Source organism: Actinokineospora xionganensis (assembly GCF_014323725.1).
GTDB classification, from domain to species: Bacteria; Actinomycetota; Actinomycetes; order Mycobacteriales; family Pseudonocardiaceae; genus Actinokineospora; species Actinokineospora xionganensis.
This window is the reverse complement of record NZ_JABVED010000037.1, coordinates 1-21,894: the sequence shown is the minus strand read 5'-3', so window position 1 is coordinate 21,894 and position 21,894 is coordinate 1. Positions and strand designations below refer to the sequence as shown.

Below are 21,894 nucleotides of genomic sequence, written 5' to 3'. Positions count from 1 at the left end.
GGCCCGCAACCTCCGGCGACTCCGCACGTCTGTCTGTTCACGACAGAGAGAACGGGTGGGGATCAGATGAACGGCACCACAGCACGAAGACTGACCGGCCTGCTCGCCGCCGCCGCCTTCACCGCCGTCGGCTGCACCAGCGTCCAGACCAGCGACGAGCAGGGCCGGGCCGGCACGACGCCGCCGCCCACCGAGACGGTGACGGTGACCGCGACCGACGCCGCCAAGCCGAACGGCGGCAGTGGCGGCGCGAACAACACCACCACCCGCGGGACTCCCCCGCGCACGACGACGCACCACACGACGACCACCTCCAAGCCCCCGACCGGTCCGGTGATCGTGAGCTTCAGCGTGGTGCAGAAACCGTCGTGCCCGATCAACGGCACCCCGGACGCGCCTTACAGCAAGGAGGGCGTGCCGGTCATCATCGCCTGGAAGATCAACGGCGCGGACGGCGCGGCGATCGCGGTCGACAACCCGACCCTCTACGGCGCCTACGGCAAGGACTATCCGGCGAGCGGGCAACTGGAGTTGTCGTTCCCGTGCTCTGGAACCACCGGGCAGACCACGCACAAGTACACGGTGTGGCCCAAGGACGCGAAGACCATCTCCAGGACGCTGACCGTCAGCGCGCAGAACAACCCCTGAGCTACTTCGGCAGTTTGACCACGGTCACGAAGAACTCGTCGATCTTGCGGATGACCTCGATGAAGCGGTCGAAGTCGACGGGCTTGGCGACGTAGGCGTTGGCGTGCAACTCGTAGCTGCGCAGGATGTCCTCCTCGGCCTCCGACGTGGTCAGGACGACCACCGGGATCGTCCGCAGCGCGGCGTCGGACTTGATCTCGGCGAGCACCTGGCGGCCGTCGAAGCGCGGCAGGTTCAGGTCGAGCAGGATCAGGTCCGGGCGCGGCGCGGCGGCGTAGTCGCCCTCACGGCGCAGGAACTGCAGCGCCTGCTCGCCGTCGCGCACCACATGCAGCGAGTTGTGGATCTTGAAGTGTTCGAACGCCTCGCGGGTCATGAGGATGTCGCCGTCGTCATCCTCGACCAGCAGGACCTCGATCACGTTCAACAGAGTCGGGTCACTCACGTGCTTCCTCGGGTTTCTCCTGGGGATCGTGCACGGGGAGGGTGAACCGGATTTCGGTGCCCAGAGCGCCCGGTTCCTCCTCCGTGTCGATCCAGATCCGGCCACCGTGATACTCGATGATCTTGCGGCACATCGCCAGGCCGATCCCGGTGCCCTCGTAGGCCTCCTTCGCGTGCAGCCGCTGGAAGATCACGAACACCCGCTCGGCGTACTCGGGCGCGATGCCGATTCCGTTGTCGCTGACGGAGAACTCCCAGTCCTCGTCCTTGCGCACGGCGTCGATCCGCACCCGTGGCGGGTCCTCGCCGCGGAACTTCACCGCGTTGCCGATCAGGTTCTGGAACACCCCGGCAAGCAGCGCACGCTCCCCGACAACGGTCGGCAGCGGGCCGACCTCGATCTTGGCGTCGGACTCCTCGATCAGCTCGGCCAGGTCCGCCTTGGCCTGGTCGACCAGGTCGGCGCACTCGATCTCGACCTGCGGGGTCGGGTGCCGCCCGACCCGGCTGAACGCGAGCAGGTCGTTGATCAGCACCTGCATCCGCTTCGCGCCGTCGACGGCGAAGCCGATGTACTGGTCGGCCCGCTCGTCCAGCTGCCCCTTGTAGCGGCGTTCGAGCAGCTGACAGAAGCTGGCGACCTTGCGCAGCGGCTCCTGCAGATCGTGGGAGGCGACGTAGGCGAACTGCTCAAGCTCCGCGTTGGACCGGGCCAGGTCCTCGGTGCGCACGTCGAGTTCGGCGTTGACCTCGCGCTGCGCGGCGAGGTCGGTGACGATCCGCTTGCGCATCTGGTCGACGTCGCCGGAGAGCTCGATGACCTCCTTGGGCCCGCCGGTGACCCGCACCTCGTGCTGGAAGTCGCCGTCGGCGACCCGCCGCACGGCGGTGGCCAGCCTGCCGATGGGGCCGACAACGGCCTGCCGCATGGCAAGGGTGGCGGCGAGGAACACCAGCAGCAGCGTGACCGCGATGGCGGTGCAGACCTGCACGATGTAGTCCGAGGCGTCGGCGAGCGCCTCGCGACCTTCGGCCCGCGCGGTGTCGAGCCGCAGGTCCAACGTGCCGAGGGCGCCGCGCACCGGGGCGAACCGCTCGGCGCCGCCGACGAGGGAGCCCTCCTTGCCGGTGGTCTCGTAATGGCGGATGTTCGGCTCGGCGTACTCGGTGCGCCACCGCTGGGTCTCCCGACTGACGGTGTCGAGGCTCGCGGCGATCTCCGGCAGGCCGTCGAGCAGCGGCCGCAGCCGCTGCGTTGCGTCGCGCTGGACTTGCGCGGCCTCGGCGTAGGAGTCGAGGAACGCCCGCTCGCCGGTGATCGTGTACCCGCCCGCGCCCGCGCGCTGGTCCTGCGCGGCCGCCTCGATCCGCTGGGCCTGGTGGATGGCCGGGTCGATCTTGTCCACCAGATGCTCTCGGGCGTCGCCCAGGTTCATGATCGCCAGCGCGACCGCGACGACCGCCCCGGTGAGGACGACGACCAGCAGCGTGATCGCCACGGTCAGCCAGCGGCGCAGCGCCCACTGGGAGGTGGACCAGCGTGGAGCCAGGGTGTCGGTCATCGTCACCCGACCCGGGTGATCAGCAGGGTGGCCACGTCGTCGACGAGGTCGCCGTCGTTGAGCACGCACACGTCGCGGACCAGGTCGTCGAGCACGGTGCGCTGCCAGCCCGACCCGGCGGCGGCCGCGGCGGACACCATCTGGACGAGCCGGTCGGCGCCGAGGCGTTCGGCGGAGTCGTCGACCCGGCCCTCGATGAGCCCGTCGGTGTACATCAGCACCGACCAGTCGTCTCCGAGGTCGATGGTCGCGGGCGCCCAGTTCGCGCCGGGCAGCACCCCGAGCGGCACTCCGACGGGGGCGCTGAGCAGGGTGGACTTGTTGTCCGCCCACAGCACCGGCGGCGGGTGGCCCGCCAGGTGCAGCCGGGCGGTCCGCCGGTCCGGGGCCACCGACAGCATGGAGGCGGTGGCGAACAGGCCGTCGAGGTGGCGTTCGTGCACGAGGACGCGCTGCATGGTGTCGAGGACCTCGGGCACGGGCCGCCCGGCGATCACCATGGCGCGCCACGCCACGCGCAGGCACACGCCCAGTGCGGCCTCGTCGGGGCCGTGACCGCACACGTCGCCGACGATGGCGTGCACCGTGCCGTCGTCGGCTTCGACGACGTCGTAGAAGTCGCCGCCGAGCAGCATCCGCTCCCGGCCCGCGGCGTAGCGGGTCTGCACGTGCAGGCCGTCGTCGTTGAGCACCGGCGTGGGCAGGAGCCCGCGTTCGAGGCGGCCCTTCTCCATGGCCAGCAGCCGCTCGTCACGCAGCTGCCGGTGGACTTCCTCGCTGCGGACACGTTCGACCGCGTAGCGCAGCACCCGGACCAGCAGGTCGCCGTCGACCTGCCCCTTGACCAGGTAGTCCTGCGCGCCCGCGGCCACCGCCGCCACACCCTGGCTCGCGTCGGCCAGTCCGGTGAGGACGACCAGCGCGATCTTGTCGTCGGCCCCTTTGAGCTCACGCACCGCCTGCAGCCCACTGGCGTCGGGCAGCCCGAGGTCTAGCAGGACACAGTCCTGCCCGCCCAGCAGCGGCTTCGCCTCCGTGAGCGACAGCGCCCGCGTGAGCTGGATCGGCGCGTCGACCTCCGCCAGCAACTCCTCCACCAGCAACGCGTCGCCCGCGTCGTCCTCCACCAGCAGGACCCGCATGAGCTGCCGCGATGCCTGTCTGTCTGCAACCAAGTCCGACTCCATGACGTGCGGCATCCCCGCAAATGATGTTAGCCGGGCCCACCGACCCTGCCGGATGAGCGCCGCGCCCATGGGTGAGCCCACCGGGGCGGGACGGGCGCGGGTGGGTCATAGTGGAGCCGTGAGCGAGGGATGGCTGCCGGTCCGCGGCCTGGAGGCCGTGTTCGCGGCGGGCCGGGCACTGCTGCCCTCGGTGCCGACCACCCCGGCGGGCGTCCTGGAAACAGCCGTCCGAGTCGCGGCCCAACGACTGCGAGGCAAGCGCGTGACAGTGCGCACAGCCGAGCAGGACGTCCCGATGACGGTCGTGGACATGGCCTGCACCGGCGACACGTTCCGCCTGGCCCAGGGCCGCATCGACGAGGCGACTTTCGAAGCGAAGGACCTCGGCTGGCCACCCCTGCCACTGGAACGACTCGTGGTGATCGCCCGCGACCTGCGTTTCGCGGGACCGTTCTCCACCACCGTCACGGCCGGATCGGTTCAACTCGACGTGACCATCACCGCCGAAGCCTTGCTGGCCGAGATCGCCGAGACCCGACCGGACCTGACGGTGCGCTTCGGCTCGGTCCTGCTGGTCTCCCACAAACCGTGGCCCGGAGAGTTGGAAGTCGCCCCGGAGGTCGAAGACGGCGTCGCCCGCCTGCGCCCGGTCGCGCTGTGGCTGGCGGGCCGAAGACTGACCCTTCCGTCCCGACTCGCCCCATTCCGCGTCCCCCTGCCCGACCTCCCGCAAGGGCTGACCCTCACCTCGGTGACCACGTCAGAGGACGGCGTCCGCCTACGCGGCGAAGCCCAAGACTGGCGCGACAGACTATCCAGCACCCCACTCGCGGAAATGGTCGGCCTACTGGCCACCGCAGCACAAACACTGACAATCGGGCGATAGACCCCAAGGAAGGCCGACCCACCACAATCACAACGGGCCAGTCCCCACGACCACCGGCGAAAACCGCCCGGGAGCGCCGGATCAGACCCCAGCGAGCTGATCCATCGTGTACTGCACCAGCGCGATCAACACGTCCTTGCTCGACTCCCGATCCCGCACGTCACAGCTCACGATCGGCACATTCGAATCAAGATCCAAAGCCTGCCGGACCTGCTCATCGGTATGCGGAAACCCACCCTCGAACCGATTCACCGCCACCACAAACGGAATATCCCGATTCTCGAAGAAGTCGATGGACGGGAAGCTGGAGTCCAACCGCCGCGTATCCACCAGAACGACCGCCCCCAGCGCCCCGACCGCGAGCTCATCCCACATGAACCAGAACCGGTTCTGCCCAGGCGTCCCGAACAGGTACAGCACCACTCTGGGACTGATCGTGATGCGGCCGAAGTCCAAAGCGACAGTCGTCGTCTCCTTGCCCTCGATACCGGCCATGTCGTCGACCCCGACGCCCGCCTCCGTCAGCACCTCCTCGGTGCGCAGGGGCGGGATCTCGCTGACCGAGTTGACCATGGTGGTCTTCCCGACGCCGAATCCGCCCGCGATCACGATCTTGACCGCGGTGGGGATGACCCCCGTGTCACTCAACTTTCAGATCCTCCGAATGCCATCGAGCACCGCTTGCAGGAACTTCGTGTCGACGATGTCCGAGGTTTGGAACGGCGCGCCGGCCACCACATCGCCCAGCTCGAGCAGGTCGCTGATCAAGATCTTCGCCACCACGAGCGGAACGTTCAGGTAGGCCGCGATCTCGGCCACCGAAAGCGGCCGGTGGCACAGGTCGACGATCTCCTGGTGCTCGGGTGTGAGCTGGGAGAGGTCCGACCGGTTGCGGGAGGCGCGGATCTGGGTGACCAGGTTCAGATTCGGCGCACCTGGCCTGGTCCGGCCCCGCGTCATCGCGTAGGGCCGGATCAGCGGGCCCGCCGCCTCGTCGAACCACCAGTCGCGGTCCCCCGCCATCAGGACGGCCGTCGACCCGGCAGCACCGCGGGCTGCCCGGCCCTCGGCGCCGACGCGAGGTGCGCCCCTACCCGTTTGACCAGCATGTTCATCTCGTAGGCGATCATGCCGACGTCGGCGTCCTCCTCGCCCAGCACGGCGAGGCAGGCGCCTCGGCCCGCGGCGGTCACGAAGAGGAACGCGTGGTCCATCTCCACGATCGTCTGCCGCACCTGGCCACCGCCGAACTGTCTGCCGGTGCCGCGGGCCAGGCTCTGGAACGCCGAGGCCATCGCGGACAGGTGCTCGGAATCGTCCTTGGACAGGTCCTCCGACCGGCCGAGGAGCAAACCGTCGGCGGAGAGCACGACGGAGTGGCGGATTCCCACGACCCTGCGGACCAGGTCGTCCAAAAGCCAGTTGAGCTGGCGGTCCTGGCCGATCTTGTCGTTCACCTGGTGCTGTCCTCCCTCTCTCAATCAGAAGTCTCTTGGCTCGACCGGCGGGTCGGCTCGGCGCGCGTCCCGCGTTCCCCGTTGGAACGCCGACATCGTGTCGCGCACCCGCTCCGGGGAGTGCTCGCGTTGCGGCAGCTCCTCCGCGGGCGGCTCGTCGCGCAGCTGCGGCGCGAGATTCTGCTGCCGTTTCCTCCTGGGCAGCGGTGGACCCGACTCGTCATGCCCACCGCCCGCACGGTTCTCGTTCACCTTCCGCGACTCCCCGACCTCGACGTTGGCCCGGTCGATGTCGGCGCCGTCCAGCGCCGCGGCGAAGTCGGTTCCGAGGTCGGTGATCTGCCCGCGGAACCCTTGCCGTGGCACCGTTTCCGGTGATTCGTCGTCGTGCATCGGCCAGTGGGCGCCGTCGTCGGCGGCACCCGCCGAATCCGACCACATCCAGTCGATGTTTGTCATCGGCGGTTCGAATGGTGTCCCCGCGGGCTCCGGTGCCCGCGCGTTGCGCTCGACGTGGCGGCGGGGACGGGGGCCGGGGTTGCCCGACTCGTCGTCCACCGCCTCGACCACGATGTCCGATGGCAGGAATACCAGCGCCACCGTGCCGCCGTACGGGGATTCGCGCAGTTCGACCCGGATGGACCGGCGGGCGGCCAGCCGGGCCACCACGAACAGCCCAAGGCGCGACTCGCCGCGCAGCGCCATCGCGTCGAACTCGGGCGGGTAGGCGAGCATCTGGTTGGCCTGCTCGCGGTCCTCGGTGGTCATGCCGAGGCCGTGGTCCTCGATCTCCACGACCACGCCGCCGGAGACCTGGCTGGTGTAGACGTCGACCTGGGAGCGCGGCGGCGAGAACGACGCCGCGTTGTCGACCAGTTCGGCGACAAGGTGGATGGTGTCGGCCACGGCGACGCCCTGCAGCGCGACGTCGGGCACCTGCTGGACGCGGACCCGCACGTACTGCTCGGTCTCGGCGACCGCCGCGCGCAGGATGTCGAGCAGCCGCACCGGTCTGCGCCACTGCCGACCGGGCTGCTCGCCCGCGAGGATGATCAGATTCTCGGCGTTGCGGCGGGCTCGGGTGGCCAGGTGGTCGAGCTGGAACAGCGCGTCGAGGTGCTCGGGGTTCTCCTCTTCGCGCTCGATCTTGTCGAGGATCTTGAGCTGGCGGTGCACCAGGCCCTGGTGGCGGTGGGCGATGCCGAGGAAGACCCGGTTGACACCCTCGCGCGCCTGGCTCTCCTTCACCGCCGCGGCGATCGCGGTGTACTGCGCGGCGTTGAACGCGTCGGCCACCTGGCCGATCTCGTCGGTGCCGTAGTCCAGCGGGGGCACCTCGGCGCCGACGTCCACCCTGGCGCCTTGGCGCAGCCGGTCGACGATGTCGGGCAGCCGTTCGTGGGCCAGCCGCAGTGAGTCGTTCTTGAGCCCTTCGAGCCGGGTGACCAGCGCCTTGTCGACGAGCCTGCGGGCGATCCAGGTGGCCACGGCCATGCCCGCGATCACCGTCAGCAGGGAGATGAGACTGCCGATGAGTCCCGTGGCGAACCGCTTGTCCGCCCGTTCGATGACCACCGCGACCGCGCCCGCGACCTGCTGGGTGGACAGCTTGATCAGGTCCTCGGCGCCCGCGGCGCTCACGGTCGACCACTCCTGCGCGGAGACGGGCAGCGGTGGCGGCGGGTTGCGGCGGTCGTTCGTCTGCACCCGAGGGCCCGCGGTGATGAGGGCGTTCTCGGCGGCGACGAGCCGCTCCCACATCGGCGACGCGGCGAGGCGCTCGTAGGCGGTCTTCGCGGGCTCGACGCCGATGGCGGCCTGGGTGAGCAGGGTGGTGCGGTAGGACCCGATCAGGGTCACGAAGGCGATGTGCTGTTCCGCGGTGAACCCGTCCGCGGCGATCGCGACGGCGCCGAGCGAGCCCGCCCGCGACATCCGGTCGCCGACCCGGATGGTGTCGATCATCGTCAGCGTCGACTCGACCATGCCCGCGTCGGGCAGCGCCCGGGCTTGCGTCTCGAACACGGCGAGGCCCGCGTCGATCAGGCTGTTGTAGTACTCGAAGACCTGGTTCTTGTCGGCGCCGCCGCGCTCGACCTCGATGCGTCGCTGCGGCAGCGCGCTGACCGCCTCGATGAACGTCCGCAGCCGCGCGTCGATCTCCGGGGTGGTGCTGCCGGGCATCTGGTCGAGCGCGGTGGTGAAGTCGCGTAGGGCCAGGTCGGTCGTCTGCTGCCGGCTCTCCAGGTCGGGCTGGTCCGGCGTGCCCGCGATCAGCGCGGCGATCGTGGCCTGCCGTTCACGCTGCAACGCGGCGAGCGTGTTCACCGCCGGGATGGACCCGCCCTTGACCGCGGCGGCGGTGTCGCGGATGAAGATGCCGTCGAACACGGTGTAGGTGGAGAACACCGCCCACATGGCCAACAGGATCACCGCGGGGACGAGGACGACACCGGTGAGGCGGGACCGGATGGACGTGCTCTTGGCCTGCGCACCACTCTTCCGCTTCACAGCTCTCCACAACGTCGGGCCGACGGCGTGATCGACGCCGGTGGTGCCTGAACGAGGCGCCGCCCGACCTGATCATCCAGGGTCGAGGCGCGCTCGCCTGGCTGTGGCCGAGTCGCGCCAGGGCGGATATCCGGCTGACGCGCCCCTGCCGCGCGCCTGCCCGCTCGCACCTGTTCGCTCCCCCATCCACAGCGGTTTTCACTGTCGCCCGTTGTCCCGCCGCGTGCCCCGGCCGTGATCGCCCTACGGAGTGATAGTCGACGTTTTACAAGATCAACGGCACTCAGAGCAAACGATCACGCGCGGTACGCGAGGGAGAGACTAGCGGTTCACTCGATCGTGGAAATGTCGACCCCTTGACTTTCACCGCACACCGGACACCGCCGTCCGATAAGACAAAGCCCGGCTCTCCAAAGGGTGGCCAAAAGGGTAATAAAACGATGGCGTCGCTACAGAGTGACAACAGGCCCTTGCCCAGCGCCACCAATCGGGGGGATCGTTTGATCACCCATCCGAGAGCCGGTTAACGGCGTGACGAAGGACTCCCCATGGGCGCCAAGAAGACCGGCGACAGCGAGCCGGTCGATCCCCTTTTCGCCGCTCTGCGGGCGTTCATCCGCGCCCGGGGATCGGACTACCTGAAAGACCCGAACGTCTCCTCGATCGGCGTCGGCTACAAGATCCGCGGCCACAGGCAGACCAAAGAGGTCTCGATCCAGTTCACCGTCGCCGCCAAAGCCGAGCCGGAGGAACTCGAGGCGCTCGGCACGACCATGCTGCCGCCCTCGATCGCGGTCAACGGCGTCGAGGTGCCCACCGATGTCCTGCAGCGGGTCTACCAGGCCGAGTTCCGGGTGGTCGCCGAGTCCGACCCGAACGAGCGCAAGGTGCGGATCGACCCGGTCCGACCGGGGGTCAGCGTCGGCCACCCGAGCATCACCTGCGGCACGATCGGCGCCATCGTCTACGACTTGGAGACCGGCAAGCCCTGCGTGCTGAGCAACTGGCACGTGCTGCACGGCAACAGCGGCGCGCTCGGCGACGTCGTCGTGCAGCCGGGGACCCACGACGACAACCGCACCGCCCAGAACCACCTGGGACCGCTGCTGCGGTCGTACCTGGGGATCGCCGGCGACGGGGCCGTCGCGGCGATCGAGGGTCGCGGGATCGACGCGGCCCAACTCGACCTCGATGTCGTGGTCGACGAGCTCGGCGAGCCCGAACTGGGCGACAAGGTGGTCAAGGGCGGGCGCACGACCGGGGTCACCCATGGCGTGGTGCGGCGGATCGACACGATCGCGAAGATCAACTACGGCGCCGCCAAGGGAGTCATCGAGGTCGGCTGCTTCGAGATCGGCGTCGACCCGGCGAAGCGCCCGGTCGACGGCGAGATCAGCAGCGGCGGCGACTCCGGGGCGGCGTGGGTCTTCAAGGCGGCGAACGGGCGGCCGGGCAAGGTGCTGGCCGGGCTGCACTTCGCGGGCGAGGGCGGCGGCGACCCGGACGAGCACGCGCTCGCCTGCCTGCCGCGGTCGATCTTCGAGAAGCTCGGGGTCACCCTGGTCCGGCCCGAGGCAGAGGTCGCGGTCGGGGGCTTCGACCCGGGGTTCCTCAGCGTGCCGCTGGGCGTGCCGGATCTCGACCCGGCGGTGCGCGACGACGCGGTCGGCGTCGACGGGTCGACCAGGGTCGACTACACGCATTTCTCGCTCACTATGAGCCGCGGTCGGAAATTCGCCTACTGGGTGGCGTGGAATGTCGACGGCGGCGGTCTGAAGAAGATCAGCCGCACCGGAATTCCATTTGTGAAAGATCCTCGCTTGCCTGCCGGAGTTCAGGCCGGGGACGAGCTGTATCGGGACAATCGGCTCGATCGGGGCCATCTCGCCCGCCGGGCCGATCTTCTCTGGGGCTCACTCGACGAAGCGCGTCAGGCCAATCGCGACTCGTTCTTCTTCACGAACATCACCCCGCAGATGGACGACTTCAATCAGAGCGCGCGCAATGGCCTGTGGGGACGGTTGGAGGACGCGGTCTTCGCCGATGTCGACGTCGACGACTTGAAGGTCAGCATCTTCGGCGGGCCGGTGTTCGGCGCCGACGACCGGGTCTTTCGCGGGGTGGCCATTCCCCGCGAATTCTGGAAGGTCATCGCCTTCGTCGAGGGCGGGACGCTGCGGGCGAGCGCGTTCCTGCTGACCCAGAACCTCGACCAACTCGAAACCCTGGACCTCGACGAGTTCCGCGTGTTCCAGGTGTCGGTGGCCGACCTCGAGGCCCGTACGAGCGTGCGGCTGCCCGACGCGGTCCGCGCAGCGGACACAGTGCCGGTGCGCCCCGAGGCCGCAGGGCCGCCAGCGCCGCTGTCGAGCCTCGCGGACATCGTCTGGGTTACTTGACCGTTCCCAGCACTCTGGTGATCGAGATTTCGATGACGACCCGGCGGGGGTTGACCCGCGGGGTCTTGTAGCGCTGTGCGTAACGGTTCTCCGCGTCGGCGACCGCGGCGGCGTCCCGGACGACGACCGCCTGCCCCTCCACAGTGGACCAGCGGCGGCCGTCCACTTGGCACAGCGCGGCGGGCGCGCTGCCCGCCTTGAGGATGTGCCGCACCTTCGTGGAGTCGCCGGAGGTGATCACCCGCGCGACACCGCGCTCGAAGTCCATGGTCGCCCCGACCGGCACCACATGTGGCGTGCCGTCGGGGCGGACCGTGGTCAGCGTGCAGAGATGGCGTTCCCGCCAGAACGTCTCGAACTCATCGGATACCGGTGGCACCGACCAACCCTACGACAACCCCTGTCAGCCCTCGTCGCCGAAGAACGACTCGCCGACCTCTTCGAAGACCTCGCCCAGCACCATGCCGCCGACGAGACCGGCGGCCACGCCACCGACCATGCCCATGCCGCCGCCCCCACGGTGACCACCGTGGCCGCCGTGGCCGCCATGGAAGCCCTGGGCCGGACGACGGGACGAGACCTCCGAGAGCCACTGGGAGATCAGCGCGGTCCAGTCGGTGCGCTCGGCCTCGTCGTGGGAGACGTGGAAGCGGCCGAAGGCGTCGCCGCCGGAGGAGAACATGCCGGGCCTGCGGTCGGCTTCGAGGACCACGGCCATGCCACCCGGGTCCGTGACGAAGGTCAGCTCGACCTGGCTGATGCCGCGCGCGAGCTCGCGCGGCGGGTGGAACTCGATCTCCTGGAAGAACGGCAGGCGCTGGTCGACGCCGTGGATGCGGCCGTGCTCGAGGTCCGCGGAGCGGAACTGGAAGCCGAGCCGGGCGAACGCCTCGAGCACCGCGGCCTGCGAGGGCAGCGGCACGATGTGCAGGGCGTCGAGGTCGCCCTTGTCGACGGCTTTGGCGACGGCCAGCTCGGTGCGCAGGCCCAGACCCATGCCGTGCAACTGGTGGCCGAACACCTCGGTGATCGGGGCTTCCCACGGCACCGGCAGCCGGAAGGGCACCACGGTGCTCTGGCCCGCGGCCAGCGGGAACCGGCCGGACACGACGGCCCGGTCGAACTCGACGACGGCGGCACCGCCCTCGCTGCGCTCGACCCTGGTGAGCAGCGACAGCGCGATGTAGTCGATGTCGCAGGGCGCGTCACCACCGGTCATCCGCACCTCGCCGACGATCTCGCCGCCGGGGTACACGCGGGACTCCGTCAGCACCGTGTCGACCGTCGGGCCGCCGACGCCGAGCGCGCGAAGCATCTTCTTGAACACCATCAGGTAGTTCTCTCCTTCAGAGCGGGCCGTCCACCGTCAAACGGGTCGCGCCGGGCGCGCGTTCCCGAGTCTCGCCATCCTTGACGCACCAGACAGGGAACGGTTCCCCCCGCCGTACGCGCAACAGTGAGTGAGCGGAGAACTCCATGATCGCATCGCCTGCCCGACTCGATCAGGCGGCCGTCGACCGACTGGGCGAGGAGCGCCTCGACTGGCGGTTCAAGTCGGTGCCGGACACCTTGTTCGGGCTCACCGCCGCCGAGGCGGGCCGGCGCCGCCCGGACCTGTCCGACTTCGTCGGGCCGGTCGTCGCGCTCGACGGTCCGGCGATGGAGCACAACCTGGCCACCATGGCGGCGTGGACCGCCGACCGCGGGCTGCTGTTGGCCCCCCACGGCAAGACGACCATGGCGCCCGCCCTGTTCGCCCGCCAACTCGACCACGGCGCGTGGGCGATCACCGCGGCCACCGCCGGGCAGCTGCGGGTGTACCGGGCATTCGGGGTCAGCCGGGTCGTGCTGGCCAACGAGTTCCTCGACCCGGCCGGGCTGCGGTGGCTGGCCGCCGAGCTGGACAGCGACCCGGGCTTCGAGTTCACCTGCTGGGTCGACTCGGTGCGCGGGGTGGAGCTGATGACCGAGGCCTGGACCGGTGTCCGCCCGGTCGACGTGCTGGTGGAGGTCGGTGTCGCGGGCGGGCGCACCGGGGTCCGCGACCTCGACACGGCCCGGGCGGTCGCGGCGGCCATCACGGCCAGCCCGGCGCTGCGGCTGGTCGGCGTCGGCGGCTACGAGGCCCCGGCGTCGGGTGACGCGAGCCCGGCCGGGCTCGACGCCGTCGCCGCGTACCTCGACCGGGTGCGGACGACGGTGCGCGCGCTGTCGTTCGAGACCGAGCAGGTGATCGTCACCGCGGGCGGCAGCGCGTTCTTCGACCTCGTCGCGGACGCGCTGACCGCGCCGTGGCCGATCCCGGTGCTGCCCGTGCTGCGCTGCGGCACATACCTGACCCATGACGACGGCTTCTACCGGGAGATCTCGCCGCTGGGCGAACACCCGCGGGTCTCGGGGCCGCCGCTGCGGTCGGCGCTGCGCGCGTGGGCGCAGGTCGTCTCCCGGCCCGAACCCGGCCTCGCGCTGCTCGCCGCGGGCAAACGGGACCTGCCCTACGACCTTGGGCTGCCCGTGCCCCGTCTGCTGCGCACGGCCACGGGGGTGACGCCGCTGACCGGCTGCACGGTCACCGCGCTCAACGACCAGCACGCGTTCCTCAAGGCCGACGCCGGGGCCGGACTGGCCGTCGAGGTGGGCGACTGGGTGGGGCTGGGCCTGTCGCATCCGTGCACCACGTTCGACAAGTGGAGCCTGCTCCCGGTGACCGCCGACGACGGCCGCACGGTCACCGGATTCGTCCGCACGTTCTTCTGACCGAACCCGCCCACAGAGCCACCGTGAGATGGAAAGTCGGTATGCCCGCCGCTCTGGCGCGGACGCCGACGGGACCGCATCGTGTGCGAAAGCCGTTCATTTCGTGACATGAATGTCTTGACACACCCTTGTGAGCAGGACCACCCTTACCGCAATGGTCTAAACCACTCAGCACTACCGCCGCCCCACGTCCCTGGGGCGGCGCTCGGAAGGCGGTTGTCGTGAGAACGTGGTCAAAGTCGGTCGCAGGAGCAGCAACAGTGATGCTCGCACTATCCGGGTGTGCGGGTTCGGGGGGCACGGGCCAGGCGGCTCCGCCCGCCGGCCCCCGCACGCTGACCGTGTGGCTGATGAACGGTTCAGCGCCGGACAAGCTGACCGACCAGCTGCACAAGGAGTTCCAGGAGTCCCACAAGGACGTCACGGTCAAGTACGAGGTCCAGCAGTGGAATGGGATCCAGGACAAGCTGACCACGGCGTTAGCGGGCAATGACGCGCCCGACATCATCGAGATCGGCAACACCCAGGCGCCGAAGTTCGCCAAGGCGGGCGCGCTCGTGGACCTCACCGCGGAGGCCTCGGACTTCAACAAGGACCAGTGGCTCACCAGCCTCAAGGACTCCGGCTCGTGGGACGGCAAGCAGTACGCCGTGCCGTTCTACGCCGCGAACCGCCTGGTCCTCTACCGCAAGGACATGTTCGAGCAGGCGGGCATCACCGCGCCGCCCACCTCGCGGCAGGACTGGCTCGACGCGATCACCAAGCTGCGCGCCAAGTTCGGCTCCGACCCGGACTTCCAGGCGCTCTACCTGCCCGGACAGAACTGGTACACCCTGCTGTCGTTCATCTACGACGAGGGCGGCGACATCGCCAAGCGCGACGGCACCAAGTTCACCGCGAGCCTGGACACCCCGCAGGCCAAGGCGGGCCTGGAGTTCTACAAGCAGCTGCAGGAGGCCTCGGGCACCAAGGCGCCCAAGGACACCGACGAGCAGACGCCAGAGCAGGCCGGGATCTACGGCCAGGGCAAGGTCGCGATGATGATCGCGCTGCCGTGGGAGCTCGCCACCGCCGCCAAGGGCAACCCGGACCTGACCGCGAAGTCCTCGGCGTTCCCGATCCCCTCGAAGAAGGCAGGCACCACCGCGCCGGTGTTCCAGGGCGGCTCGAACCTGGCCATCCCGGCCAAGAGCCAGGACCAGGACCTCGCCAAGGAGTACCTCAAGCTGATGACCAGCGCGAAGTACCAGTCACAGTTCGCGGGCGCCGGGATGATCCCCGGCACGTCCACCGACGTCGCCGCGCTCGAGAAGGACCCGGTGACCGCGGCCATGGCCAAGGCGTCGAGCAACGGCCGCGCCGTGCCCGCCACCCCAGGCTGGGCCACCATCGAGGCCGGTCAGAACCCCCTCAAGGACATGCTGACCGCCTACCTCACCGGAGCGAAGTCGATCGACGCCGCGACAGCCGACGCCAACTCGGCGCTGAACAAGGCATTCGCGGGCTGATCACCCTATGTCCGCTCCCACTGTGAACCCCTTGCTGCCCGCGGAGGCACCCCCGCGGGCAGCAAGGCCCCAGCGCCGCTTCACCGCGCAGCGGGCCACGCCGTACCTGATGCTGGCTCCGGCGGTGGTCATCCTGGTGGCCCTGCTGGGCTGGCCCGCCCTGCAGGTCCTCGGGATCAGTTTCCGCAGACTCGACCTCGGCGAGCTGATCCGCGGCGAGATCGTGTGGGTCGGCTTCGACAACTACCGGGAAGTGTTGTCCGACCCAGAGTTCTGGATCATCGGACTGCGCACGGTGCTGTTCACCGGGGCCTGCGTCGTCGCGACGATCGGACTCGGGCTCGGGATCGCCGTCCTCATGCGACACCTCGACGCGCCGGTCCGCGTCGCCCTGCAGATCGCCTTGGTGCTGGCGTGGGCGACGCCGATCATCGCGACCACGACGGTGTTCCAGTGGATTTTCGACCAGCAGTACGGGATCTTGAACAAGACATTGGTGGCACTGGGTTTCGACGGTTTCGCAGGCTACTCCTGGTTCACCAGCGGGGTCAGCACGCTCAGCGTCATCGGGCTGCTCATCCTGTGGCAGGCCGTGCCGTTCATCGCGTTCACCCTCTACGCGGGACTGCTCGGCGCCTCGAAGGACCTCTATGAGGCGGCGAGCATCGACGGCGCCACACCGTTGCAGGCGTTCCGCGCGGTCAGCTGGCCGGCGCTGCGCCCGCTGCTGACGATGGTCACGTTCCTCTCGGTTCTCTGGGACTTCAAGGTGTTCACCCAGATCTGGGCCCTCAAACAGGGCGGCCCCGACGGCGAGAGCACCACGCTGCCGGTCCTGCTCTACCTCAAGGGCATCTCCGGCAGCCACTTCGGTGTCGCCTCCGCGGTGGCGGTGCTGATGCTGCTGATCCTGGTCGGCGTGACCTGGCGGTACATGCGCCTGCTGGTGCGATCACAGGAGACGGAGCTGTAGATGAAGACGCGATCCCAGCGCATGGCGCTCTCCGCGACAGGCATCTTCGTCGCGCTGCTGTTCTTCTTCCCCACATACTGGATGCTCACCACCGCGCTCAAGAAGCCCGGCGACATCCTCTCCACCGAGTACGACCTGATCCCGTTCTCGGCCACTTTGGACAACTTCACCACGGCGATCACCAAGCCGGGATTCACGACTTTCCTGACCAACAGCCTGATCGTGACTCTCGGCGCGGTCGCGTGCGCGCTCGTCGCCGGTCTGCTGGCGGCGGTTCCGTTGGCCCGCATGCGGTTCAGCGGCCGCCGGGGGTTCGTGCTGCTCGTGCTCGTCGCCCAGCTCGCGCCGCTCGAGGCGCTGTTCGTGCCGATGTACCTGATCATGCGCGACGCGAACCTGCTCGACACACTGCCGTCGCTGTTGCTGGTGTACATGGCTTTCACGCTGCCGTTCACCATCTGGACGCTGCGCGGCTTCGTCAAGGGAATCCCGATCGAGCTGGAGGAGGCCGCGATGGTCGACGGATGCGGGCGTTGGGGTGTGTTCCGGCGGGTCACCCTGCCGCTGCTCGGCCCGGGCCTGGTGGCCACGTCGGTGTTCGGGTTCGTCACCGCGTGGAACGAATTCCTCTACGCCCTGGTGTTCATGCGCGACCAGTCGAAGCAGACGCTCCCGGTGTGGCTCTCGTCGTTCCGGACCGCGTTCGGCACCGACTGGGGCGGCATCATGGCCGCGTCGGTGATCTACGCGCTGCCCGCGCTGGTGTTCTTCATGCTGGTGCAGCGCAAGCTCGTCGCGGGCACGACCGCCGGGGCGGTGAAGGGCTGATGGACACCCCGCACAAGCTCGCGCACGCCGTGCTGCTGCCGGGATTCGCGGGCACGACCGCACCGGACTGGCTGCGCCGCCGCATCGCCGAGGGGCTCGGCGGCGTGGTCCTCTTCGGCCGCAACGTGGTCGACGACGAGCAGGTCACCGCGCTCAGCGCGGCGCTTCGGGCCGAACGCGACGACGTCGTGGTCGGCATCGACGAGGAGGGCGGCGATGTCACCCGGCTCGACGCGGCCGCGGGCAGCAGGCTCCCCGGCGGGTTGGCCCTGGCCGCCGCCGGGGATGTCAACCTCACCGCGGAGGTCGGCCTGGTGCTCGGCGCCCGGCTCGCCCGCTGCGGGGTGACGCTGAACCTGGCGCCCTGCGCGGATCTCTCGCTCACCCAGGACGATCCCATCATCGGTGTCCGGGCGTTCGGCTCAGACCCGTCGGCGGCCGCCGCGCACGTGGCCGCGACCGTGCGTGGCATGCAGCGTTCGGGAGTCGCGGCTTGCGCCAAGCACTTCCCCGGCCACGGCGCGGCGACCGCCGACTCCCACCTGACCCTGCCCGTGCTTGCACGCACGCCGGAGGAGTTGGCCGTCACCGAACTGGTCCCGTTCCGCGCCGCGATCGACGCGGGCGTGCGGGCGATCATGTCCGGACACCTCGTCGTACCCGCCTGGGGACCGGAACCGGCCACCACCAACGAGATCGCCATCGGCAAGGTGCTGCGCGGCGACCTCGGGTTCACCGGGACGGTCGTCACCGACGCCATCGAGATGGGCGCCGTGGCGGGCACCCTCGGCGACGCGGCCGGTCTGCGTGAGGCCGCGGTCCGCGCGCTCGCCGCGGGGGCGGACGCGCTGTGCGTCGGCGGCGACACCGCCGACGCCGACGCCGTCACCGCGCTGGTCGAGCGGATCGTCCAAGCGGTCCGCGACGGAGTCCTGACCGAGGAGCGGCTCGCCGAGGCGGCGGCCCGCACCCGGGCGCTCGGCGCGTCCGCCTCGCCCATCACCGGCGTTCGCGATGAGCTCGACCTCGGCCTGGAGGTGGCGCGCAAAGCTTTGCGCGCCACCGAGATCCCCGACCTGGGGGCCGCTCCCCTGGTGGTCGACGTCGAAGTGGCGCCGACCATCGCCGCAGGCCCGGTGGCGTGGGGACTGGCCCCGCACCTGGCCGAACTCCTGCCCGGCGCGGTGTCCGTCGCACCATCCGAGCTGGGCGACGTGGTGTCCAAAGTGGTCATCGTGACGACCCGCGACGCACACCGGCACCCAGTCGCCCGCGAGCTGGTGCGGCGATTGGTCGACGCGTCGGCGATCGTGGTGCACGTCGAGACCGGGGTTCCCGGTCCCGGTCTCGGCGCCGCCGCCCGGATCGACACCCACGGCGGCTCGTGGTCGAGCCTGCGGGCCGCGGCCGAGTTGCTCGCCTATCGCGACGGACGGCTCAGACCCCCGGCTGCCGCCTCGCGGTAGTCACCCCCACGTCCCTCCGCACCCGCATCGCGGAGTGGTCGCCGGCATTGCCTGAGCCCGCGCGCCCATCAGGCTTGGCCGGTTCGTTCACATCCCTGCTCTCGATTGAGGTGAACTATGTCCAAATTCCGATGGCATCTCACCGCGGCCTTAGTCGCGGCGGCGACAGTGGCGGTGGCACTCGTCGCCGCGCCCGCCAGCGGCGCCGCGGCACCGACCGCGGAGTTCGTGAAAACCTCCGACTGGGGAAGCGGATGGGAGGCCAAGTACACGATCCGCAACGGCGGTTCGTCGACGCTCACCAGTTGGACGGTGGCGTTCGACCTGCCTGCGGGCACGACGATCTCGTCGTCCTGGGACGCCGCCCGCAGCCAGTCCGGGAACCGGCACACGTTCAAGAACCTGTCGTGGAACGGTTCCATCGCACCTGGTGGCACCGCGTCCTTCGGGTTCATCGCGGCAGGCCCCGGATCGCCGTCGAACTGCACGCTGAACGGCGTGTCCTGCGGTGGTGGCACACCTCCCACCAGCACCACCAACCCGACAACCACCACCAATCCCACGACCACGCAGCCGACGACCACCACCACGACACCGACGACGACGACTCCCCCGCCGCCGCCGGGTTCGAAGGTGATCGGCTACTTCGCGCAGTGGGGCGTCTACGGGCGCAACTACCACGTGAAGAACATCGTGACGAGCGGCTCGGCGTCGAAGCTGACGCACATCAACTACGCGTTCGGCAATGTCCAGAATGGACAGTGCACGATCGGCGACAGCTACGCCGACTATGACAAGGCGTACACGGCCGCCGACAGCGTCGACGGTGTGGCGGACACCTGGGACCAACCGCTGCGCGGCAGCTTCAACCAGCTGCGCAAGCTGAAGAAGGCGTACCCGCACATCAAGGTCATCTGGTCCTTCGGCGGCTGGACCTGGTCCGGCGGCTTCGGCCAGGCCGCGCAGAACCCGGCGGCGTTCGCGGAGTCCTGCTACAAGCTGGTCGAGGACCCGCGCTGGGCCGACGTGTTCGACGGCATCGACATCGACTGGGAGTACCCGAACGCCTGCGGTCTCAGCTGTGACACCAGCGGCCCGGCGGCGTTCAAGAACCTGATGGGCGCCCTGCGTGCCCGGTTCGGCTCCTCGAACCTGCTGACCGCCGCGATCACCGCGGACGGCTCGTCCGGCGGCAAGATCGACGCCGCCGACTACGGCGGCGCGGCGCAGTACGTCGACTGGTACATGCCGATGACGTACGACTTCTTCGGGGCATGGGCGGCCCAGGGGCCGACCGCGCCGCACTCGCCGCTGACGTCGTACAGCGGGATCCCGCAGCAGGGCTTCAACTCCGACGCGGCCATCCAGAAGTTGAAGTCGAAGGGCGTTCCGGCGTCGAAGCTGTTGCTGGGTATCGGTTTCTACGGTCGGGGCTGGACCGGGGTCACCCAGTCCGCCCCGGGCGGGTCGGCCACCGGCCCGGCCGCGGGAACCTATGAGCAGGGCATCGAGGACTACAAGGTCCTCAAGACGAAGTGCCCGGCCAACGGCACCATCGCGGGCACGGCGTACGCGCACTGCGGTAACAACTGGTGGAGCTTCGACACCCCGGCCACCATCGCGGGCAAGAAGAGCTACGCGGGCCAGCAGGGCCTCGGCGGGATGTTCTTCTGGGAACTGTCCGGCGACACCACCAACGGAGAACTGATCACCGCGATCCGCGGCTGATCTCGCACGGTTCCCGGTCTTCCGACTGGGACGAGTCGGAATAGGCGGCTGCCCCGGGACTTCCCGGGGCAGCCGTTCTTCCGTTTAAGGGTCTACCAGCCCGTCGTCGCTGAAATAACTGTGGACAAGGTGGGAAATTTACGTAACTTCTCCGGCCCGCCGACGGGTTGTCACCAAGGTGTCCGGCTGGGCACGATCGGTGAACCCTGCATCGACAACTCGCCGGCCGGTTGTCCCCTAGGACCGGCCGCGGGAAGGATTCATCGTGAGAAGTGCTCTGTTAAGCGTGCTCGGAAAGGCCGGTGTCCTCACCGCGGGCACCGTCGCCGTGCTCGCCACGGCTATCGGCCAGGCCGCCGCGGCGCCGCCGCCCACGCAGCCGGGCGACGTCAGCCCCATGGTCGTCGGCGGCAGCCCGGCGGCCAAGGGCGAGTTCCCCTGGATGGTCCGGCTGTCCATGGGCTGCGGCGGCGCCATGTACTCCGAGCAGCTCGTGCTCACCGCGGCCCACTGCGTCTCCGGGACCGGCAACAACACCGGCATCACCGCCACCTACGGGGTGGTCGACCTGCAGGACAGCACCGCGACGAAGCGGACGTCCACCTATGTCTACAAGAACCCGGGTTACGGCACCTCGGCGGGCGGGGACTGGGCATTCGTGAAACTGTCGAGCCCGATCACGGGCGCCGCGCTGCTGCCCATCGCCAAGACGAAGGACTACGACACCGGCACGTTCACCATCGCCGGGTGGGGCGACACGTCGGAGGGCGGAAACGCATCACGGTACCTGCTGAAGGCGCAGGTGCCGTTCGTCGACGACACCACCTGCAAGAACTCGAGTTCGTACTACTCGGATCTGATCTTCAACGCGGAGATCTGCGCGGGTTACTCGCAAGGTGGCACCGACACCTGCCAGGGCGACTCCGGTGGCCCGATGTTTCGTCGGGACAACAACAACGCGTGGATTCAGGTCGGCATTGTGAGCCACGGTGAGGGCTGCGCCCGCCCGAACGCCCCGGGGGTCTACACCGAGGTGAGCTCGTTCGCGTCGGCCATCGACGCGAAGGCCAAGGAGCTCGGTGGTGGCGACACTCCCCCGCCGACCGGCAAGGTCTTCGAGAACACCAACAACGTCAACATCCCCGACAACGGCGCCGCGGTCACCAGCTCGGTCACCGTCAGCGGCATCACCGGCAACGCCCCGGCCACCCTGCAAGTCGGCGTCGACATCAAGCACACCTGGCGCGGCGACCTCGTCATCGACCTCGTAGCCCCGGACGGCACGACGTACCGCATGAAGAACTCGTCGAGCAACGACTCCGCCGACAACGTGATCACCACATACACGGTGAACGCGTCGAACGAGGTCGCCAACGGCACCTGGAAGCTCAAGGTCCAAGACGTCTACAGCTACGACACCGGCTACATCGACAGCTGGAAACTCACTTTCTAGGAATAGCAGAATGCCCCGGTATCCATGATTTCTCATGAATACCGGGGCATTCGCAACTTTTGTCCGGCGGCGTCCTACTCTCCCACA

General features: G+C 69.2%; 19 protein-coding genes and 1 pseudogene. 11 read left to right on the top strand and 9 right to left on the bottom strand.

The window, feature by feature from the left end:
- Positions 1–66 precede the first annotated feature (66 nt).
- Positions 67–648 (top strand): hypothetical protein, encoded by a 582-nt coding sequence (locus GPZ80_RS31395; protein ID WP_187224732.1) that lies wholly within the window; start codon positions 67–69, stop codon positions 646–648.
- A gap of 1 nt (position 649) precedes the next feature.
- Here GPZ80_RS31395 and GPZ80_RS31390 read toward each other — a convergent pair whose 3' ends face one another.
- The 3 genes from GPZ80_RS31390 to GPZ80_RS31380 are packed head-to-tail and all read right to left on the bottom strand — an operon-like array spanning position 650 to position 3,829.
- Positions 650–1,093: a response regulator gene (locus GPZ80_RS31390; protein WP_187224731.1), complete on the bottom strand. Its 444-nt coding sequence runs from the start codon at positions 1,091–1,093 to the stop codon at positions 650–652.
- Positions 1,086–2,654 carry a sensor histidine kinase gene (locus tag GPZ80_RS31385; protein WP_187224730.1) on the bottom strand — a complete coding sequence of 523 codons (1,569 nt, stop codon included), beginning with the start codon at positions 2,652–2,654 and terminating at the stop codon, positions 1,086–1,088. The genes GPZ80_RS31390 and GPZ80_RS31385 overlap by 8 nt, the downstream gene beginning before the upstream one ends.
- Positions 2,655–2,656: 2 nt before the next feature.
- Entirely contained in the window at positions 2,657–3,829 is a 1,173-nt protein-coding gene (locus GPZ80_RS31380; RefSeq protein ID WP_312880681.1) for a PP2C family protein-serine/threonine phosphatase, read from the bottom strand.
- A 130-nt stretch (positions 3,830–3,959) separates the two neighbouring features.
- Here GPZ80_RS31380 and GPZ80_RS31375 point away from each other — a divergent pair, with 130 nt between their 5' ends.
- Positions 3,960–4,727, top strand: coding sequence for an LmeA family phospholipid-binding protein (locus GPZ80_RS31375; RefSeq protein WP_187224729.1), 768 nt, complete (start codon positions 3,960–3,962; stop codon positions 4,725–4,727).
- 81 nt (positions 4,728–4,808) lie between these two features.
- On the opposite strand, the gene GPZ80_RS31370 is transcribed toward GPZ80_RS31375, so the two are convergent.
- From GPZ80_RS31370 to GPZ80_RS31355, 4 genes are read right to left on the bottom strand one after another with little or no spacing between them, the layout of a single operon-like run.
- The gene (locus GPZ80_RS31370) at positions 4,809–5,375 is read right to left on the bottom strand and encodes a GTP-binding protein (protein WP_187224728.1); all 567 of its coding nucleotides are present in this window, start codon (positions 5,373–5,375) and stop codon (positions 4,809–4,811) included.
- Positions 5,376–5,378: 3 nt separating this feature from the next.
- Positions 5,379–5,750 (bottom strand): DUF742 domain-containing protein, encoded by a 372-nt coding sequence (locus tag GPZ80_RS31365; RefSeq protein WP_187224727.1) that lies wholly within the window; start codon positions 5,748–5,750, stop codon positions 5,379–5,381.
- Positions 5,750–6,184, bottom strand: coding sequence for a roadblock/LC7 domain-containing protein (locus tag GPZ80_RS31360; protein ID WP_187224726.1), 435 nt, complete (start codon positions 6,182–6,184; stop codon positions 5,750–5,752). The genes GPZ80_RS31365 and GPZ80_RS31360 overlap by 1 nt, the downstream gene beginning before the upstream one ends.
- A gap of 24 nt (positions 6,185–6,208) precedes the next feature.
- Positions 6,209–8,695 carry a sensor histidine kinase gene (locus GPZ80_RS31355; protein ID WP_187224725.1) on the bottom strand — a complete coding sequence of 829 codons (2,487 nt, stop codon included), beginning with the start codon at positions 8,693–8,695 and terminating at the stop codon, positions 6,209–6,211.
- 548 nt (positions 8,696–9,243) lie between these two features.
- On the opposite strand from GPZ80_RS31355, the gene GPZ80_RS31350 reads away from it, so the two are divergent.
- A complete protein-coding gene (locus GPZ80_RS31350; protein WP_187224724.1) occupies positions 9,244–11,094 on the top strand; it encodes a DNA/RNA non-specific endonuclease in 1,851 nt (616 codons plus the stop codon).
- On the opposite strand, the gene GPZ80_RS31345 is transcribed toward GPZ80_RS31350, so the two are convergent.
- A complete protein-coding gene (locus tag GPZ80_RS31345; RefSeq protein WP_187224723.1) occupies positions 11,087–11,473 on the bottom strand; it encodes a TIGR03618 family F420-dependent PPOX class oxidoreductase in 387 nt (128 codons plus the stop codon). The two genes, GPZ80_RS31350 and GPZ80_RS31345, sit on opposite strands and share 8 nt — an antisense overlap.
- A gap of 24 nt (positions 11,474–11,497) precedes the next feature.
- On the bottom strand, positions 11,498–12,424 hold the full coding sequence (locus GPZ80_RS31340; protein ID WP_187224722.1) for a sporulation protein: 927 nt from the start codon (positions 12,422–12,424) through the stop codon (positions 11,498–11,500).
- Positions 12,425–12,570: 146 nt separating this feature from the next.
- Here GPZ80_RS31340 and GPZ80_RS31335 point away from each other — a divergent pair, with 146 nt between their 5' ends.
- The 8 genes and pseudogenes from GPZ80_RS31335 to GPZ80_RS34180 all read left to right on the top strand — a co-directional run bounded on the left by GPZ80_RS31335 (position 12,571) and on the right by GPZ80_RS34180 (position 21,807).
- Positions 12,571–13,851 (top strand): alanine racemase, encoded by a 1,281-nt coding sequence (locus GPZ80_RS31335; RefSeq protein ID WP_187224721.1) that lies wholly within the window; start codon positions 12,571–12,573, stop codon positions 13,849–13,851.
- A gap of 221 nt (positions 13,852–14,072) precedes the next feature.
- Positions 14,073–15,359, top strand: a complete 1,287-nt coding sequence (locus GPZ80_RS31330; RefSeq protein ID WP_187224720.1) for a sugar ABC transporter substrate-binding protein — start codon at positions 14,073–14,075, stop codon at positions 15,357–15,359.
- A 7-nt stretch (positions 15,360–15,366) separates the two neighbouring features.
- Positions 15,367–16,332 carry a carbohydrate ABC transporter permease gene (locus tag GPZ80_RS31325; protein WP_187224719.1) on the top strand — a complete coding sequence of 322 codons (966 nt, stop codon included), beginning with the start codon at positions 15,367–15,369 and terminating at the stop codon, positions 16,330–16,332.
- On the top strand, positions 16,333–17,160 hold the full coding sequence (locus GPZ80_RS31320) for a carbohydrate ABC transporter permease (protein ID WP_187224718.1): 828 nt from the start codon (positions 16,333–16,335) through the stop codon (positions 17,158–17,160).
- Complete coding sequence (locus GPZ80_RS31315; RefSeq protein ID WP_187224717.1) at positions 17,160–18,626, top strand: glycoside hydrolase family 3 N-terminal domain-containing protein; 1,467 nt, start codon at positions 17,160–17,162, stop codon at positions 18,624–18,626. Before GPZ80_RS31320 ends, GPZ80_RS31315 begins: the two co-directional genes overlap by 1 nt.
- A 117-nt stretch (positions 18,627–18,743) precedes the next feature.
- Complete coding sequence (locus GPZ80_RS31310) at positions 18,744–20,354, top strand: glycosyl hydrolase family 18 protein (RefSeq protein ID WP_187224716.1); 1,611 nt, start codon at positions 18,744–18,746, stop codon at positions 20,352–20,354.
- A gap of 265 nt (positions 20,355–20,619) precedes the next feature.
- Positions 20,620–21,432 (top strand): annotated as a pseudogene (locus GPZ80_RS33915) (S1 family peptidase); the annotation flags it as partial.
- On the top strand, positions 21,409–21,807 hold the full coding sequence (locus GPZ80_RS34180) for a proprotein convertase P-domain-containing protein (protein ID WP_376771798.1): 399 nt from the start codon (positions 21,409–21,411) through the stop codon (positions 21,805–21,807). The pseudogene GPZ80_RS33915 and the gene GPZ80_RS34180, both read left to right, overlap by 24 nt.
- Positions 21,808–21,894: the final 87 nt, after the last annotated feature.